Origin of the sequence: Pseudarthrobacter enclensis (genome assembly GCF_030811655.1) — a bacterium.
GTDB lineage: Bacteria > Actinomycetota > Actinomycetes > Actinomycetales > Micrococcaceae > Arthrobacter > Arthrobacter enclensis_A.
The window spans coordinates 12,098-28,504 of the sequence record NZ_JAUSRE010000028.1; the positions used below are offsets into that span (position 1 = coordinate 12,098).

At 67.0% G+C, this 16,407-nt stretch carries 15 protein-coding genes and 1 pseudogene; 13 read left to right on the forward strand and 3 right to left on the reverse strand.

Features of this window, described 5'->3' with window-relative positions:
• Window position 1 precedes the first annotated feature (1 nt).
• The 7 genes from J2X98_RS19905 (at window position 2) to J2X98_RS19935 (ending at window position 6,139) form a co-directional block, all read left to right on the forward strand.
• Window positions 2–727 (forward strand): 5-oxoprolinase subunit B family protein, encoded by a 726-nt coding sequence (locus J2X98_RS19905; RefSeq protein WP_307311705.1) that lies wholly within the window; start codon window positions 2–4, stop codon window positions 725–727.
• Window positions 724–1,737 (forward strand): 5-oxoprolinase subunit C family protein, encoded by a 1,014-nt coding sequence (locus J2X98_RS19910; protein ID WP_307311706.1) that lies wholly within the window; start codon window positions 724–726, stop codon window positions 1,735–1,737. Before J2X98_RS19905 ends, J2X98_RS19910 begins: the two co-directional genes overlap by 4 nt.
• A 142-nt stretch (window positions 1,738–1,879) precedes the next feature.
• Complete coding sequence (locus tag J2X98_RS19915; RefSeq protein ID WP_307311709.1) at window positions 1,880–2,635, forward strand: SDR family oxidoreductase; 756 nt, start codon at window positions 1,880–1,882, stop codon at window positions 2,633–2,635.
• Between the two features lie 72 nt (window positions 2,636–2,707).
• Complete coding sequence (locus tag J2X98_RS19920) at window positions 2,708–3,679, forward strand: 2-hydroxyacid dehydrogenase (RefSeq protein WP_307311712.1); 972 nt, start codon at window positions 2,708–2,710, stop codon at window positions 3,677–3,679.
• A complete protein-coding gene (locus J2X98_RS19925; protein WP_307311716.1) occupies window positions 3,676–4,446 on the forward strand; it encodes an SDR family oxidoreductase in 771 nt (256 codons plus the stop codon). Before J2X98_RS19920 ends, J2X98_RS19925 begins: the two co-directional genes overlap by 4 nt.
• A complete protein-coding gene (locus J2X98_RS19930) occupies window positions 4,446–5,522 on the forward strand; it encodes an L-idonate 5-dehydrogenase (protein WP_307311719.1) in 1,077 nt (358 codons plus the stop codon). The genes J2X98_RS19925 and J2X98_RS19930 overlap by 1 nt, the downstream gene beginning before the upstream one ends.
• A complete protein-coding gene (locus J2X98_RS19935; protein ID WP_307311722.1) occupies window positions 5,519–6,139 on the forward strand; it encodes a gluconokinase in 621 nt (206 codons plus the stop codon). Before J2X98_RS19930 ends, J2X98_RS19935 begins: the two co-directional genes overlap by 4 nt.
• 199 nt (window positions 6,140–6,338) lie before the next feature.
• Here the strand turns inward: J2X98_RS19935 and J2X98_RS19940 are convergent, their stop codons facing one another.
• A complete protein-coding gene (locus J2X98_RS19940) occupies window positions 6,339–6,650 on the reverse strand; it encodes a 4a-hydroxytetrahydrobiopterin dehydratase (RefSeq protein ID WP_307311724.1) in 312 nt (103 codons plus the stop codon).
• Window positions 6,651–7,035: 385 nt separating this feature from the next.
• Window positions 7,036–7,758: a GntR family transcriptional regulator gene (locus tag J2X98_RS19945; RefSeq protein WP_307311726.1), complete on the reverse strand. Its 723-nt coding sequence runs from the start codon at window positions 7,756–7,758 to the stop codon at window positions 7,036–7,038.
• A gap of 179 nt (window positions 7,759–7,937) precedes the next feature.
• On the opposite strand from J2X98_RS19945, the gene J2X98_RS19950 reads away from it, so the two are divergent.
• The 6 genes and pseudogenes from J2X98_RS19950 to eda all read left to right on the forward strand — a co-directional run bounded on the left by J2X98_RS19950 (window position 7,938) and on the right by eda (window position 14,700).
• Window positions 7,938–9,335, forward strand: coding sequence for an MFS transporter (locus J2X98_RS19950; protein ID WP_307311729.1), 1,398 nt, complete (start codon window positions 7,938–7,940; stop codon window positions 9,333–9,335).
• The gene (locus J2X98_RS19955) at window positions 9,332–10,354 is read left to right on the forward strand and encodes an L-idonate 5-dehydrogenase (protein WP_307311732.1); all 1,023 of its coding nucleotides are present in this window, start codon (window positions 9,332–9,334) and stop codon (window positions 10,352–10,354) included. The genes J2X98_RS19950 and J2X98_RS19955 overlap by 4 nt, the downstream gene beginning before the upstream one ends.
• 91 nt (window positions 10,355–10,445) lie before the next feature.
• Entirely contained in the window at window positions 10,446–11,657 is a 1,212-nt protein-coding gene (gene manD, locus J2X98_RS19960; protein WP_307311733.1) for a D-mannonate dehydratase ManD, read from the forward strand.
• 35 nt (window positions 11,658–11,692) lie between these two features.
• On the forward strand, window positions 11,693–12,622 hold the full coding sequence (locus J2X98_RS19965) for a PfkB family carbohydrate kinase (RefSeq protein ID WP_373460933.1): 930 nt from the start codon (window positions 11,693–11,695) through the stop codon (window positions 12,620–12,622).
• Window positions 12,623–12,687: 65 nt separating this feature from the next.
• The gene (locus J2X98_RS19970; RefSeq protein ID WP_307311784.1) at window positions 12,688–14,076 is read left to right on the forward strand and encodes a mannitol dehydrogenase family protein; all 1,389 of its coding nucleotides are present in this window, start codon (window positions 12,688–12,690) and stop codon (window positions 14,074–14,076) included.
• Window positions 14,069–14,700: pseudogene (gene eda / locus J2X98_RS19975) on the forward strand (bifunctional 4-hydroxy-2-oxoglutarate aldolase/2-dehydro-3-deoxy-phosphogluconate aldolase). The gene J2X98_RS19970 and the pseudogene eda overlap by 8 nt, the downstream one beginning before the upstream one ends.
• A gap of 276 nt (window positions 14,701–14,976) precedes the next feature.
• On the opposite strand, the gene J2X98_RS19980 reads toward eda, so the two are convergent.
• Window positions 14,977–15,192: a 4a-hydroxytetrahydrobiopterin dehydratase gene (locus J2X98_RS19980; protein WP_307311738.1), complete on the reverse strand. Its 216-nt coding sequence runs from the start codon at window positions 15,190–15,192 to the stop codon at window positions 14,977–14,979.
• Window positions 15,193–16,407 lie beyond the last annotated feature (1,215 nt).

Sequence of the window (16,407 nt, forward strand, 5' to 3'; positions counted from 1 at the left end):
GATGGCCGAAACGACAACGCCAACAGCACTGGATATTTTCGAATCCGGTGACGCCGCCCTGCGCGTGGTGGCACGGTCCGGTGACGCGGAAGCGAACTGGTCCACCGTCCACTCCCTGGCCGGCTGGCTGGCCACGGCCGGCGTCGACGGCATTTACGGCGCCGTTCCCACCTACGACTCGGTCCTGGTGGAATTCGACCCCTACCGCACCTCCGCGCGGCAGGTCCGGGCGTTCGTCCTCCTGGGCATGCGCCAGCTGGACTTCACCGGCACCCCTATGCGGGAACCCCGCCGTTTCGAGGTGCCCGTGGTGTACGGCGGCGACTACGGGCCCGACCTGGACCGGGTGGCGGACCACCAGGGCCTGGACGTTGAGGACGTCATCGCCCGGCACACGGCCAAAACCTACATCATCCGTTGCCTCGGGGCGCCGGCAGGATCTCCCATGATGGATGGGCCAGACTTCCCGGTCCCCGTCCCCAGGCTCAAGGACCCGCGGCTGTCGGTTCCCGCCGGTGCCGTATCCGTGGCCGGACGCCAGGCCGTGATCGCCCCCGCAGTGGCACCGGGTGGCTGGTGCGTTATCGGGCAGACCCCCCTAACAGTCCTGGACGCAGCCCGCGAACCCCTGGTGCCCTACGTCCCGGGCGACGAACTGCGCTTCTACCGGATATCGGCGGAGGACTTCGGAAACTTCACGGGGCAGTTCCTGGAGGCACGGCCATGACCGGTTCCCTGATCATCCTGCAGCCCGGACACTCCGTGGTCACGGACCTGGGCCGGACGAAGGGCCCCGCCTACGGCCTCCCCGTCAACGGCGCCCTGGACCAGTTTTCAGCCAAGGCCGCCAACATCCTCGCCGGCAACCAAGACAACGACCCCCTGCTGGAACTCACCGCGCTGGACTTCCGGATGCGCGCCACCACCGACCTGCTGATCGCCGTCACCGGTGCACCCCTGGACCTCACGGTGGGCGGCCGCGAGTGCCCGCAATGGGAGCCCGTGTCCGTCCGGGCCGGCGAAGTGGTGGCCGTTCGCGGAATCCGGACCGGGCTGCGGGCCTACGTCGCCGTTCACGGGTCCTTCACGGTCCCCAGCCTGCTGGGCAGCTGTGCCCCTGACACGGTGGTGGGTTTCGGATTGAAGCTCGTGGAGGGCTTCCGCCTGGAAACACGGAAGACCACGGCGCCCATCACCCAACCACACTTTGGCCTGCCGCTGTTCCGGCTGGCAATCACCAAACCAGCCTTCACCACCACCCCGGTCATCGACGTCACCGACGGGCCGGACGTGGCGGAATTCGGGGACACGGCGGACCTCCTGTTCAGCACGCAGTACACCGTCAGCTCCCGCAGCAACCACATTGGGCTCCGGCTCGGCGGCGCCCTGCCCGAGCGCCAGCTCACGTCCGAAGTGCTGTCCAGGGGCGTCCCGGTCGGGGCCATCGAGGTTCCGTCCCGGGAGGAGCTGCTGGTCCTGCACCGGGGGCGGGGTGTAACGGCCGGGTACCCGGTCCTGGCAGTGGTCACCAGCCGCTCCCTGGACGTCCTGGCCCAAGCCAGGCCCGGACACACCGTCACCTTCAGGAAGACAACCGTGGCGGAAGCAACAGCCACGCACCGCACAGCCTGCCTGGAACTGGAGAGACTACGGCAGACCATCAACACAGTCTTCGGTCTCCTCGGGATCGGTGCCGGCCAGCGCTGGCACGAACTCAGCCCAGCGTCAGGGGCCTGAACATCATGAATGTTTATCCCACCGCCCAGGACCGCGCCCACAAACCGCTACTCGATCCCTAACCACTGCCAACCCGGAGCTACTACGTCCAGCCCACCGCCGGAGGTAAGTGCCCGCCCCTTCCCACTTTTTGGAGTACCAAATGCCTTTTTCCGACTACACCACCGCCCTCGTCACCGGCGCGTCCACCGGCATGGGCGCCGCCATCGCCGAACGGCTGGCCAAGCGCGGCCTCACCGTCCAGGCGGTGGCCCGCAACGAGGGACGCCTCGCTGAGCTGGCGGACCGGACGGGAGTAGTCCCGCACGTGGTGGACCTGACCGACACCGCCGCCCTGACCGCCGTCGTCAATGACCTGAAAGTGGACGTCCTGGTCAACTGCGCCGGCGTCTCCCGTCCGGGCAACATCCTGGACTCCTCCGAGCAGGACATCGACGAACTCATCGACGTCAACCTCCGCGGGCTCCTGCAGCTCACCCGGCTGGTCCTGCCCGGCATGGTGGAACGGGACCTCGGGCACGTGGTCAACATCAGCTCCATCGCCGGCACCTACAACTTCTACGGCCACACCGTCTACCACGCCACCAAGGCCGCCGTGCACCAGATCTCCCGGCAACTCCGCAACGACACCGTGGGCAAACGCATCCGCGTCACCGAAATCTGCCCCGGCCGCGTGGAAACCGAGATCTTCGGCCGCAACATGGGCGGCAGCCCCGAGGCCATGGAAGAAGCCTGGCAGACCTACTACGAAGGCTACGAGTCGCTGACCACCGACGACATCGTCAACGCCCTGGACTACGCCATTGAAACCCCGCGCCACGTGAATGTTGGCATGCTTGAACTCATGCCCACGTTCCAGGTTCCCGGCGGCCTCACCTTCGACCGCCGCGAGGACTGAATCCCAGTTCATCCCGTGATGCCCGGCACCGGGCATCGGACTTCCACACCGCCAACCCGATAGGCCCAACCGATGCAGTTGATACGTACCGTCAGTTTCCCCGAACCCCAGCTCCTGGCCGACCTGTCCCCGCTCCCGGAGGGACTGACGGGAGTGGTGTGGGACATGCAGGGGGCCCCGGACGAGGCCCACGGCAGCATCGACGGGGTCATCCTGCCGTACCTCAACGCCGGTGCGGTCCTGGCGAACCTGAACAAGGTGGCGGACCTGAAGTTCGTCCAGACCCAGTCCACCGGGTTCGACGGCGTCCGCGAGGCAGCAGGACCGGGCGCCGCGGTGGCCAACGCCTCGGGCGTCCACGCCGCAGCCACCGCCGAACTGGCCGTGGGCCTCATCCTGGCCAAACTGCGCGGCATCGACCAGGCCGTCCGGGACCAGCAAACCGAAAACTGGGCACCGCAGCGCCGCCAGTCCCTGGCCGACCGCCGCGTGCTCCTCCTTGGCATCGGCGGCATCGGGCAGGAACTGGCCCGCAGGCTGGAACCGTTCGAAGTGACCCTCACCCGGGTGGGCAGCACCGCCCGCACCGACGACCAGGGCCAGGTCCATTCCTCCGCCGACCTGGAAACCCTGGCACGGAGCCACGACATCCTGGTCTCCGTCCTTCCCCTGAACGACCACACCCACCACCTCGTGGGCACCAAGGTCCTGGCTGCGCTGCCGGACGGCGCTTTGGTGGTCAACGTGGGCCGCGGCCCCGTGGTCGACACCGACGCGCTCACCGCCGAGGTAGTCTCCGGCCGGCTGCAGTGCGCCCTGGACGTGATGGACCCCGAGCCGCTGCCCAAGGGCCACCCGCTGTGGTCCACGGACAACGCGCTGATCACACCGCACGTGGGCGGCAACGCCTCAGCGTTCGAGCCGCGGATCCTCAAACTCCTGAAGCACCAGCTCCACGCCCTGGCCGCGGGCGAAACCCCGGCAAACCTGGTCCAGCAGGGGCCTTTCGAGCAGGTCCCTTCCCGGCAGGGGCAGTCCGCATGAGCGCGCTGTTCGACCTCACCGGCCGCGTCGCCCTGGTGACCGGCTCCAGCCGCGGCATCGGATCCTCGCTGGCCCGGGCACTGGCCGACGCCGGCGCCACGGTGGTCCTGAACGGCGTCAACCCGGAGCGGCTCAAGGAAGCCGAAGCCGCGCTCGCCGCCGCCTTCCCGGCCGGCCGCATCGCCAGCATCGCGTTCGATGTCACCGACGGCGAGGCTGCGGCCCGCAGCGTCGCGTGGATCGAAGAGAACATCGGCCCGCTGGACATCCTGGTCAACAACGCCGGCATCCAGCACCGCGTTCCCATGCTGGACCTGGACGTGGCAGACTGGGAACGGGTCATCTCCACGGACCTCACCAGCGCGTTCCTGGTGGGCCGCGAGGCCGCCCGGCACATGATTCCGCGCGGACGCGGCAAGATCATCAACATCTGCTCGGTGCAGACGGACCTGGCCCGCCCCACCATCGCCCCCTACGTTGCAGCCAAAGGCGGCCTGCGGAACCTCACCCGCGCCATGACGGCCGAGTGGGCCGCCTCCGGCCTGCAGGTCAACGGCATCGCCCCCGGGTACATCCACACCGAAATGACCCAAAACCTGGTGGACGACGAACAGTTCAACTCCTGGATCCTGGGCCGCACCCCGGCCCACCGCTGGGGCACACCGCAGGACCTCGCCGGGCCCGTGGTGTGGCTCGCCTCCAGCGGGTCGGACTTCGTCAACGGCCAAACCATCTTCATCGACGGCGGAATGACGGTGGTGGTCTGATGCCCGCAAACACACTGGCTGAAAAGCTGCCTGCCTCCGGCCCCGCCCTGGTGGCCCACGCCGCCGGGGACCTCCGGATCGACGAAGTCCCGCTGGCCCCGCCGGCCGAGGACCAGGCCGTCGTCGAAGTCCTTTACGGCGGCATCTGCGGCTCGGACCTGCACTACTGGCTGCACGGCGCGGCCGGCGAGTCCATCCTGAAGGCGCCCCTGGTGCTGGGCCACGAAATCTCCGGCGTCGTGGTCCGCGCCGCCGCCAACGGCCAGGGACCGCAGCCCGGAACCGCCGTCGCCGTCCACCCGGCAACCCCCGGCCCCGGCGCTGCGAAGTACCCCGCGGACCGCCCCAACCTGTCCCCGGGCTGCACCTACCTGGGCAGTGCCGCCCGCTACCCGCACACCGACGGCGCCTTCAGCCGGTACGTCACCCTTCCGGTGCGGATGCTGCGGCCCCTGCCGGACGGCATGAACCTGCGCACGGCCGCGCTGGTGGAACCGGCATCCGTCGCCTGGCACGCCGTCTCCCGCGCCGGGAATGTGGCGGGCAAAACAGCCCTGGTCATTGGCTCCGGCCCCATCGGTGCCCTTGCCGTCGCGGTCCTGAAACGCGCCGGCGCGGCCCGCATCACCGCCGTCGACCTCCATCCCAAGCCCCTGGAGATCGCCACGGCCGTCGGCGCGGACCGCGTGATCAACGCCGCGGACATCGCAGCCATCGCCGCCGTGGAGGCGGACGTGGTGATTGAGTCCTCCGGCAACCACCACGGGCTGGCCTCCGCCATCCGCGGCGCGGTGCGCGGCGGCACCGTGGTGATGGTGGGGTTGCTGCCCACCGGCATGCAACCGGTCCCCATCTCGCTGGCCATCACCCGCGAACTGGACCTCAAGGGCTCCTTCCGCTTCAACAACGAAATCGACCACGTCATCGCCGCCCTCACAGACGGCTCCCTCCACATCGAGCCCGTCATCACGCACGAGTTCCCGCTGGCCGACGCACTGCACGCGTTCGAGGTGGCCAAGGACTCCACAGCCTCCGGCAAGGTCCTGCTGAGCTTCGGCGATGGGGAGGTCAAATGAGCGGGCAGCTACCTCCGCTGGTGGTGATGGGCGTCTCCGGCTGCGGGAAGTCCACCGTCGGCGCCCTCCTGGGGCAGCGACTGGGCATGCCGTTCTTGGACGGGGATGATTTCCATCCAGCAACGAACAAGCAAAAGATGGCCGCCGGGGTTCCACTGACGGACACGGACCGGGAACCGTGGTTGGCCCGGTTGGGGGAGTTGCTTGCAGGGAAGGACGACTGCGGGGCCGGAGTCCCACCGATTGTTGCCTGTTCCGCGCTGAAGCGCCGGTATCGGGACCTCCTGCGCAGCTATGCACCGGAAGTTGTCTTCGTACACCTCACCGGCACTGCGGCAACAATCGGCGCCCGGATGGACGCGCGCTCCCACGAATTCATGCCGCGCGCACTGCTGGAGTCCCAGTTCGCCGCCCTTGAGGACCTGGAATCGGACGAAGTTCACGTGCTGGGCGACATCACGCAGCCGCTGGACCTCCTGGTGGAGTCGCTGGAGCTGAAGTTAAAGCCGGCGGATGCGGTTGGGCCGGAGGTAACGCTTCCGAGAGCTTGCCTCCCCGGCTCAAGCCCAAATTCGCGACGCGGGACAAGCTACCTGTCCCGGGACCGCACAAGCTGACTCGAACAATTCCCAGCCGATGATCAGTTCGAGCGGCTCCGGTTGGTCAATGGCGAAGTCACCAAATCCCTGAGTGCTTCGGCAGGAATGCAAAAGGCCGAGCCGCTCTCGTTGCCTGTAGGCCCCCCGATTATGAAGATTCCGCCAAGGCCGCTTAGTCCGTCGACGAAGCGTTCGCCGCCTGCCCGACGGCGGGGACTCACTCCGCGGTGGCGACGCCGAGGTCCGCGGCGTGTCCGCTGATGGTGCGGGCCAGGTCGATGTCGCGACTGGTGATCCCGCCAACGTCGTGGCTTGAGAGCGTGACGCCGACCGTTGAATAGGTGAGCGTGAGGTCGGGGTGGTGGTTTACCTCCTCGGCGGAGGCGCCGATGCGGTTCACGAGTTCCAGCCCGGTGGAGAACTTCCGGGTCCTGAAGGTGGCGGTGAGGGTCTCGCCGGTCAGGTTCCAGCCGGTGAGCCCGGCTTGGGCGAGCTCGGCGGGGGACAGCTTCCGTTGTGGATCAGTCATGGTGTCATCATGGCTCCGGATCCTCGCCGTGGGCTACCCCTGGGAGGCGCCACGCCTTCAAGGGTGATGGCCGGCGGCAACGGCGGGTGGATCTCCGCACTGTTCGGGGATGACGCTGTTACACCCTTGCGGGTGAGGGGAAGGCTCGGTCTGATGCCAGGCGCGTCCTTCTCGGAGCCGGCGGGCCGTATTCGAGCCGTGCCCGGTTTACGGACTCCAGGACATTACTTGTCGTTCCTAGTGGGCCACGCCTCAAGGTCCCGCCGCTGGCGGGCACCATCCAGCGGCGGGAGTTCAACCAAGCCGCCGCTCCCGCCCTGAAACAAGGAACCCTTCCGTGGATGGGCCGGCTGCAGGCTGAAGAGCTGCTTATGCGGGTACGCTATTAAGAGAGACGTGCAACACTTCGTCGGGGGCGCCGTGCGACGCCGTCGGAGAACAGCTCCGGTGTGGCTTCCTGGATCCGCTGGACGTCTTCGAAGACCGCGCGGAGATGCAGGCGCAGGCTGCTGTCCGCACGGGAGAGGTTGTTGGCTTCGAGCGCGTCCACCACGGCGGTGTGCTGCTCGATGAGGGTGGACACGGGTCGGGTGTCCAACAGGCTCATTCGGCGCGCCCGGTCCAGGTGTGCCTTGGCAGAGTTAACCGCGGCCCAGGCGGACTCGTGCCCTGCCAGGCGCAGGAGTTCCCGGTGGAAGTCCTCGTCCAGCCGGAAGAATTCCTCCACGTCTCCGTGGGCATCCGCGTCGGATTGGGCCTGCAGGCTGTCCCGCAGCCCGGTAATTCCCGCGGCGTCGACTGCCAGGTCCCGCAGCGAAGCGCATTCGATAGCCTCACGGACAAATTGGGCTTCGGAAACGCGCCCGAGGTCCACCAGCGAAACGAATGACCCGATCTGGGGAAAGACCTGGACCAGACCTTCTTCGCGGAGCAGGATCAGGCTCTCGCGCACCGGCGTCCGGCTGACGCCGAGTTCCTGAGCCAACTCGTTCTCAGAGAGGGGCTCGCCAGGGGGCAGCTGCAGGGAAATGATCCGCCGCCGGAGCGTCTCAAGGGTTTGGTCGCGCACCGAAAGCCGGGGTGAGGCGCCTCTTTTGTCCGTTGCCATGCGTTCAGTCTAACTGGTTGACACACTAGAATGGTAGTGCTTGTATGGTAGTGAAATCGAGGTGCTGCCCGTCGCTTCCGCCCTGTCACGCGGAGGGCCGGGCAGACCACAGGGTTTCCGCTGAACCATCCCCTTCACCGCTCTCCCCTTCGACTGCATCACATGCAAAGGAGCAACTGATGACCGAAAGCATTGCGCCGCCCACCCCCGGGCAGGCCGAGGCCCGAAGCACCCGCGACCTCGCCAAGGTTGCCGTCTCCGGCTGGCTCGGAACGGCCATGGAGTTCATGGACTTCCAGCTGTACTCCTTGGCGGCGGCCATCGTCTTCAACAAGATCTTCTTCCCGGACGTCAGCCCTGTCATCGGCCTGATTGCAGCCATGGCCACCTACGGCGTTGGCTATGTGGCCCGCCTGTTCGGCGCCGTCTACTTCGGCCGCATGGGCGACAGGATCGGCCGCAAGAAGGTCCTGTACATCACGATCGCCCTGATGGGAGCCTCCACCACCTTGATCGGTGTCCTCCCCACGTACGCCATGGTGGGCATCTGGGCGCCGATCCTGCTGGTGGCCTTGCGGCTCATCCAGGGTTTCGGGGCCGGTGCGGAGATCGCCGGCGCCACCGTGATGCTCGCGGAGTTCGCGTCCGCGCGCCGCCGCGGCGTCATTTCCTCCCTGGTGTGCCTTGGCACCAACTCGGGCACCCTGGGCGCATCGGCCCTATGGGCCATCCTGGTCGCCTCGCTCTCCCAGGAGGACTTGCTGAGCTGGGGTTGGCGAATACCTTTCCTCGCCAGCTTCCTGATCATGATTTTCGCTATCTGGATCCGCCGCTCGATCAAGGAAAGCCCGGTCTTTGAACAGCGCGCCGATGTCGTGGATGGTGTGGCCCTGACCAAGGACAAGATCAAGACCGCCGCCGCCAAGGCACCCGAACTCAAGGGCACCAGCACCATCGAGGCCGCCCTGCACCAGAAGAAGGGGAAGTCCTTCCTGATCGCCCTCGGCCTGCGCTTCGGGCAGGCCGGCAACTCCGGACTCGTCCAGACCTTCCTGGTGGGCTACCTCGCCACTGTCCTGCTTGCGGACAAGACGGTGGGCACCAACGCGATCATGTACGGCTCCCTCCTGGGCTTCGTCACCATCCCCCTGATCGGCCTCCTCGGCGACCGGTTCGGCCGTCGCCCCCTGTATATCGCCCTCAGCGCCCTGACGGCCCTGTACGCCATCCCCATGATGCTGATGATTACCAGCGGCAACACAGCAATCATCACCATCGCCATGGTGATCGGCCTGAACCTCGGCGTGCTGAGCCTGTTCGCCATGGAGAGCGTCACGATGGCCGAGTTCTTCGGCGCCCGTACCCGCTTCACCCAGCTGGCCCTCGCCAAGGAAATCGGCGGAATCCTGGCCACCGCCATCGGCCCGCTGCTGGCGGCAACGCTGACAGCAGTCACCGGGCACTGGTGGCCGCTGGCCGCGATGGTCATTGGCTACTCGCTGATCACCCTCGTTTCGGCCGCCGTCGGCCCCGAGGTCCGCGGCCGCGACCTGGTCCGCCTCGAGGACGCTGTATGAAAGCCGTCGTAGTCCACGGCCCCAACGACCTGCGCATCGATGACCGGCCGGAACCGGTTGCCGGGCCAGGGGAAGTGGTGCTCGACGTCGAATGGGGCGGCATCTGCGGAAGTGACCTTTCGTACTGGCGCCACGGAGCGTCGGGGACGGCGGCGTTGAAGTCACCGCTGGTCCTGGGGCACGAGGTGGCGGGCCGGATCGCCCAGCTGGGCGCCGGCGTCGACCACCTCGAGGTGGGCCAGTCAGTTACGGTCCACCCGGCCGAACCTGTGGGGGACGGCATCCTGCCGGAGCGCCTGCAGGGCCGGACCAACCTGTACCCGCAGATCCGCTATTTCGGGTCGGCGGCGTTTGATCCGCACACCGACGGCGGGTTCAGCGAACGGAAGCTCGCCAAAGCATTCCAGGTCCGTCCCCTTCCTGACGGCGTGGACACCCTCCGCGGGGCGCTGGCGGAACCGCTCGCCGTCGCCATGCACGCGGTGGGCCGCGCGGGGAGCCTCAAAGGCCGCGACGTGCTGGTCAACGGTGCCGGACCCATCGGGTCGCTGGTCACTGCCGCTGCCAAGTTCGCGGGGGCCAGGACCGTGACCGCCACGGACATCAGCGACGCCTCCCTCCGGATAGCCAAGGCTATGGGCGCCGACGAGGTGCTCAACGTTTCGGACCACCCGCTGCCGGCCGACTTGGAGCTCGTCTTCGAGGCCACCGGAATCCCGGCAGTGCTCGGCGGCGTCCTGCGGGCCACGGCCCGCGGCGGCACCGTCGTCCAGGTGGGCAACCTGCCAGGCGCCCCGACGGCCTCGGCGCTGGGGGACCTCGTCACCCGGGAGATCACCTGGGTCGGCTCCTACCGGTTCGTCGAGGAGATCACCGACGCGCTGCTGGCCATGAAGGACGGGCTGGACGTCTCGCCCGTCATCTCCCACAGGTTCGGCATCGACGACGCCGAACAAGCCATGCGGACCGCCTCGGATCCGGCCGCCGGCAGCAGCAAGGTCATGCTCCGACTCTCCTGACCCAACCGACTGGCAGGAGATGCCGTCTTGAGCGTTCAAGACAGCATCTCCTGCGACCCATATTGAACATTTAGCATTTGAAGGAATCCCAGTGAAGATCACCGACGCACGGGTAGTGGTTTCGTCACCCGGACGGAACTACGTCACGCTCGTAATTGAAACCGAGGACGGAATCACCGGCGTCGGCGACGCCACCCTGAACGGTCGCGAGCTGGCGGTCGCGTCGTACCTCTCCGAGCACCTCTGCCCGCTGCTGATCGGCCGCGACGCCCGCCGCATCGAGGACGCCTGGCAGTACTTCTACAAGGGCGCCTACTGGCGCCGCGGCCCGGTAACCATGACCGCTATAGCCGCCATCGACGTCGCGCTCTGGGACATCAAGGGCAAGGCCGCCGGCATGCCCGTCTACGAACTCCTGGGCGGCGCCGCCCGCGAGGGCGTGATGGTCTACGGCCACGCCAGCGGCACTACCCTGGAGGACCTCAGCGCCGACTTCCAACGCCACCTCGACCTCGGCTACAAGGCCATCCGCGCCCAGGCCGCGGTTCCGGGTTTGGACAAGACCTACGGCATCGCACCTGTGGACGGGAAGCTCTACGAACCGGCCAGCAGCAATGTGCCACAGGAAGACACCTGGGAAACCACCGCATACCTGGACTTCGCGCCGAAGATGATGGCCCACGTCCGCGAACAGTTCGGCTACGGCGTCCACGTCCTGCACGACGTCCACCACCGGCTCACGCCCATCGAAGCCGGTCGGCTGGGTGCCTCGCTGGAGCAGTACCGGCCGTTCTGGATCGAGGATCCGACCCCGGCCGAGGACCAGTCTGCGTTCCGGCTGATCCGCCAGCACACCACCACCCCCGTCGCCGTGGGCGAGGTCTTCAACTCGATCTGGGACTGCCAGCAGCTCATCACCGAACGCCTCATCGACTACATCCGCACCTCCGTCTCGCACGCGGGCGGTATCACGCACCTGCGCCGCATCTTCTCGCTCGCCGACCTGTACGGTGTCCGCTCCGGTTCGCATGGCGCAGGTGACTTGTCACCGGTGTCCTTTGCGGCAGCGCTGCACGTGGACATGTCCATCCCCAACTTCGGCATCCAGGAACACATGGGCCACCGCGACCCGGCAGGCGAAGTGTTCAAGACCTCCTACACCTTCACTGACGGCTACATGCACCCCGGTGATGCTCCGGGCATTGGCGTGGAGTTCGACGAGGACGCCGCTGCGCGCTTCCCCTTCGACGCCAAATACTTGCCGGTCAACCGGCGCCTCGACGGGTCGGTGCACGACTGGTGAGCTCTGTAAACGAAGACACCCTCGATGTGGTGGTGATGGGGGAGATCCTCGTCGAGGTCGCCACCGACCTGCCCTTCGCCCACGGCGTGCCGGCACAGCTGGGCATCTCGGGTGACGCCCTCAACGTCGCCGCAGCCGCCGCTGCTGCAGGCGCCAGGGTGGGCCTGCTGTCCGTGCTGACCGACGACGACCTGGGCTCCGCCATCGCCGCCCGGATCGCCGAGCTTGGCATTTCCACGGCCCTCCTGACGTTCCGCAAGGGACAGCAGGGCGTCTACCTCGTCCACAGCGATCCTGACGGTGAGCGCGAGTTCTCCTACGCCCGCACCGGCAGCGTGGGGTCCACACTTGGCCCGGACGACGTCGACCCGGCAGTTTTCGCCGCGGCGGGCGCCGTGGTGGCGGGCGGCATTGCCTGCGCCATATCGACGACATCCCACGCCGCCGTCGCCAAGGCCGCCTCGTTGGCCAAGCGCTTCGTGTATGACCCCAACTTCCGTCCGCGCCTCACCTCGGTGGAGGATGCGACGGCGGCCCTCACCGAACTGGCGCCGCACGCCTTCCTGGTGACCCCCTCTTTCCCCGGTGAGACGAGGGCGCTGCTGGGCGCCGCCACCGCTGAGGAAGCGGCCGCCAAGCTTCGCGCGCTGGGCACGGAGAATGTGGCCGTAACCTGCGGCGCAAAGGGCGTCCAGCTCGAGGCCAGCGCCCTCTCGGCCTGGGTTCCAGCCATCCCGGCGCCCGCTGTCGTGGACCAGACCGGAGCCGGCGACGCGTTCGTGGGCACGCTGACGGCCCGCCTGGTACTGGACGATGACTTCCCGACGGCCGCCCGCTACGGTGCTGCCGCATCCTCCCTCGTGGTGGGCGGCAAGGGCGGCACCGGCTTCATCCCCACGTTCGGGCAGACCCTTGCACATGCCGCCGGGGAAACCGTGAAGGGAGCAGTGCCATCGAACGCCTGAGTAACTCCACCCTGGCGGGCAACGGCCATAAGGCTGCGCTTCAGCGGGACGGCCTGCAGCCCGGAATCGTTCACCTTGGACTGGGTGCCTTCGCCCGTGCCCACACGGCCGTCTTCACGGAGGACGCCATGCTTGCGGCAGGCGATCCGCAGTGGGGCATCGTAGGGGTCACCCAGCGCTCGGCCACCGTGGCCCGGCAGCTGGCCCCACAGGACGGACTCTTCACCGTGGCCGAACGGGGCGAGGGTGCCGCACCGGCACGTGTCGTCTCCAGCATCGTTGAGGCAGTTTCAGGACGGGATAACCCGGAGCTAGTGGTGGAACGAATCGGCGCCGCGGCAACGAAGATCGTCACCCTCACGATTACCGAGAAGGGCTATCGGTTCAACCCGCAAACCCGCACCCTCGACCTGGACGACCCGGAGACCAGCGCAGACCTCGAAGGCAGGCCGCCGCGCACCGCCGTGGGCCAAATTGCGCGCGGCCTCCAGCGCCGGGCGCCCGCGGGCGCCGGACCCATCACGGTGGTGTCCTGCGACAACCTGCCCGGAAACGGTGAATTGACCGGCATACTGGTCCGCAACTTCGCCGCAGCCCTCCCAGCCGGGGAAGGCGACGAACTCCTCGCATGGATCGACCGCAACGCCACGTTCCCGTCCACCATGGTGGACCGGATGGTGCCGGCCACCACCGACGCCGACCTGGCCGCCGTCGAACGTGAACTCGGCCTCCGCGACGAGGCCGCCGTCGTCGCCGAGCCGTTCAAGCAGTGGGTCATCGAGGACAATTTCGCTGCCGGCCGGCCACGCTGGGAAGACGCCGGCGCCCTGTTCACCACAGATGTTGCCGCTTGGGAGTCCGCCAAGCTGCGGCTGCTCAATGCCAGCCACTCCATGTTGGCCTACCTGGGCCTTGCTGCAGGCAAGGAAACCATTAGCGACGCGGTGGGCGTTGACGCCTTCCGCACGGCCTGCCGGCGCATGATGCTGGACGAAGCGCTGCCCAGCATTGCCCTGCCCGCCGGCCTGGACGGCGAACAGTACTGTGAAGAAGTCCTGCGCCGGTTCGCGAACAGCGCCCTGGGCCACACCACCGCGAAGGTGGGCAGCGACGGTTCGCAGAAGATCGGCCTCCGGCTGCTTCCCACCATCCGCGGAACGATCGACGCCGGGCGCGAACCACGATGGGTCTCACTCGCCGTCGCGTCGTGGATGCACCACGTGACCACCACTCTCGAAACAGACCTGAACGACCCGCTTGCGCAGGAACTGCAGGCCGCCCTTCCCACCACCCAATCCGCGGACACGGTGGTGCCTGCACTGCTCGGTTTCCGGTCCGTCTTTGACCCTGACCTGGCGGAGCACTCGCGGTTCAGGGAACTGCTGCTGCACTGGTACCGCATCCTGGAAACTGACGGGCCGGACGGCCTGGGAAATGAGATCAACCATGTCTGACGCCTCCAACGTCCTCAACGTCTCGCCGGTCATCCCGGTAGTCACCATCGACGACCTCCAGGACGCGGTGCCTCTGGCCCGCGCGCTGGTGGACGGAGGCGTCAAGATCATCGAACTGACCCTCCGGACCGGCTCCGCGCTGACCTCCCTGAAGCTGATCGCAGAAGAGGTGCCGGAAATCCTGGTCGGCGCCGGCACCATCCTCACGCCCACCCAGGCCGATGCCGCAGTGCAGGCCGGGCGAAGTTCCTGGTCAGCCCCGGCGTCACCCCCGCCCTGCTAACCTCAATGCTGTCCCTCGATGTCCCGGTGCTTCCGGGTGTTGCCACCGTAGGAGAGGTAATGGCGGTGCTGGAGGCCGGGCTGGACACGATGAAGTTCTTCCCCGCCGGGCCCGCGGGCGGCCCCTCGTACCTGGCCGCCATCGGAGCGCCCGTCCCGCATGTGCAGTTCTGCCCCACCGGCGGCATCACCCTGGCCACCGCACCGGACTACCTGCGACTGCCCAACGTGGCCTGCGTGGGCGGCAGTTGGCTCACCCCTGTCGACGCCGTCGCGGCCAAAGACTGGGACCGCATCACCGACCTGGCCGCGGAGTCGGCTCAATTGAAGTGTGAACTCTGAACGTGCCAAATGAGCTCCCGCTAGAGCAACAAAACAGGTGGTCTTCGTGGGTCTGCTTATAGGAGGGGAGCTGTCCACATCTACTTCGGCGCGTCGCACCTGAGCGCCGGTAATGAAGATTCCGTCAAGGCGGTTTTGCGCGCCTCGACGAGCCTTCGCCCCCAGTTCGACTGCGTGGACTTACTCCGCAGCGGCGACCCCGAGGTCAGCGGCGTGGCCGCTGATGGTGCGGGCGAGGTCGATGTCGCGGCTGGTGATCCCGCCGACGTCGTGGCTTCAGAGCGTGACGCTTACCTGGGGGTAGGTGAGGGTGAGGTCGGGGTGGTGGTTGGCTTCCTCGGCGGAGGCGCCGATGCGGTTCACGAGCTCGAGCCCGGTGGAGAACTTCCGGGTCTTGAAGGTGGCGGTGAGGGCTTCGCCGGTCAGGTGCCAGCCCGTAAGTCCTGCTTCGGTGAGTTCGGCGGCGGACAGTTTCCGTTGGGGATCAGTCATAGTGCCATCATGGCTCCGGAGGGTCGCCGTGGGCTACCCAGGAGGCACTACGCCTCCCAAGTGATGGCCGCACCGGCGACGGCGGTTGAAACTCGGCATTTGGTGTGGATGACGCCGTCGCGCCGGGGCGGTTGGGGGAAGGTTCAGTCACGATGCCAGGCGCGTCCTTCTCTGAGCCCCTAGACACTATGTGAGGGCCCTACAGCGTATCTTCCGTCAATTGGCAGTGGGAGTTGGACTGATGGCGGTGCCGTCGGGGTGGAATCGTTGGCCGGCGCCGTTATTGGAGTTACAGGTGATGGGCGTATGAAATTCGATCTGAAGACGACCGGCGGAGTTCGAAAGTTGGCCCCCGCGGATGGTGTGGACAATGTCCACAATTTTCATACCGGAGTGCTTCGTACCGCTAGCGAACTGCTTCGGATTCCGCATATTTTCGCGGATTCCCAGTGCCTGCAGGGGATGGAATGTAGTTCGAGTCCCACCTCGGGCACGACGGATTCCCTCGTCAGGGGCGATTTTGCTTTGACGTGTTGACAAAGCTTGTGGTGGCGTCCCTCTGACGCTGGGAGTGCGGGCTTTGGCCTGGCTGCTGCGGAGCTTATTTAGGTGTGGGGTGCGGGTCCATGTCCCTGGCTGGTGGGCCTTCCGTTTGCTCAGAGTGGGTCCTGGCGCTTCCTCGTTTCGCTCTGTTGGGTGGGCCGGTGTTGGCCTACACCTATTCATGTGCCGGGGGAGCGGGAACAACATGACCGCAAGGATCTCGTGGTCTTCTCCGACTGGCTGATCCTGGTCCTCTGAGGCCGCTATGTGTGCGCCGCTTTGTCCTGCCAAAGGGTGGGTGTACAGCGTCCATACTTACGCCTGCTTTATGTGAGCCTTGTTCGGCTACCCGGGGGGTCCGACGCCGCCAGCATGCCGGGAGAGGAAATCCCCTGCACGCTTCTGGTCGATTACCCGGCTGCCGCTTATCAGGCCGTGTTGGACAGAACTGCGGCCATGCAGCGTTCCGCGTGGTAGGCGTTGTGGCGTGTGCGCACTTCCTCGCCTGCCCGTACGACGACGGTGGCCTTGCAGCTGGCTTCAGCCCATGTCCTCCGCGCAGCGTGGACACACCGTACCCTAGGTAGCACGTCTCCCGAGCTACAGTGACTCCTTCGTTTCGTCCGAAGTGGCCCAGGGAGGACAGACTTGGGAGTGGTGGCGGCGGCTTGT

Coding starts and splice junctions, on each gene's coding strand:
- J2X98_RS19965 (WP_373460933.1), top strand. CDS start 11,693: ATGGGGGAGATCCTCGTCGAGGTCGCCACCGACCTGCCCTTCGCCCAC.
- J2X98_RS19945 (WP_307311726.1), bottom strand. CDS start 7,758: ATGGCAACGGACAAAAGAGGCGCCTCACCCCGGCTTTCGGTGCGCGAC.
- J2X98_RS19980 (WP_307311738.1), bottom strand. CDS start 15,192: ATGACTGATCCCCAACGGAAACTGTCCGCCGCCGAACTCACCGAAGCA.
- J2X98_RS19910 (WP_307311706.1), top strand. CDS start 724: ATGACCGGTTCCCTGATCATCCTGCAGCCCGGACACTCCGTGGTCACG.
- J2X98_RS19950 (WP_307311729.1), top strand. CDS start 7,938: ATGACCGAAAGCATTGCGCCGCCCACCCCCGGGCAGGCCGAGGCCCGA.
- J2X98_RS19930 (WP_307311719.1), top strand. CDS start 4,446: ATGCCCGCAAACACACTGGCTGAAAAGCTGCCTGCCTCCGGCCCCGCC.
- J2X98_RS19915 (WP_307311709.1), top strand. CDS start 1,880: ATGCCTTTTTCCGACTACACCACCGCCCTCGTCACCGGCGCGTCCACC.
- J2X98_RS19925 (WP_307311716.1), top strand. CDS start 3,676: ATGAGCGCGCTGTTCGACCTCACCGGCCGCGTCGCCCTGGTGACCGGC.
- J2X98_RS19935 (WP_307311722.1), top strand. CDS start 5,519: ATGAGCGGGCAGCTACCTCCGCTGGTGGTGATGGGCGTCTCCGGCTGC.
- J2X98_RS19955 (WP_307311732.1), top strand. CDS start 9,332: ATGAAAGCCGTCGTAGTCCACGGCCCCAACGACCTGCGCATCGATGAC.
- J2X98_RS19940 (WP_307311724.1), bottom strand. CDS start 6,650: ATGACTGATCCACAACGGAAGCTGTCCCCCGCCGAGCTCGCCCAAGCC.
- J2X98_RS19920 (WP_307311712.1), top strand. CDS start 2,708: ATGCAGTTGATACGTACCGTCAGTTTCCCCGAACCCCAGCTCCTGGCC.
- J2X98_RS19905 (WP_307311705.1), top strand. CDS start 2: ATGGCCGAAACGACAACGCCAACAGCACTGGATATTTTCGAATCCGGT.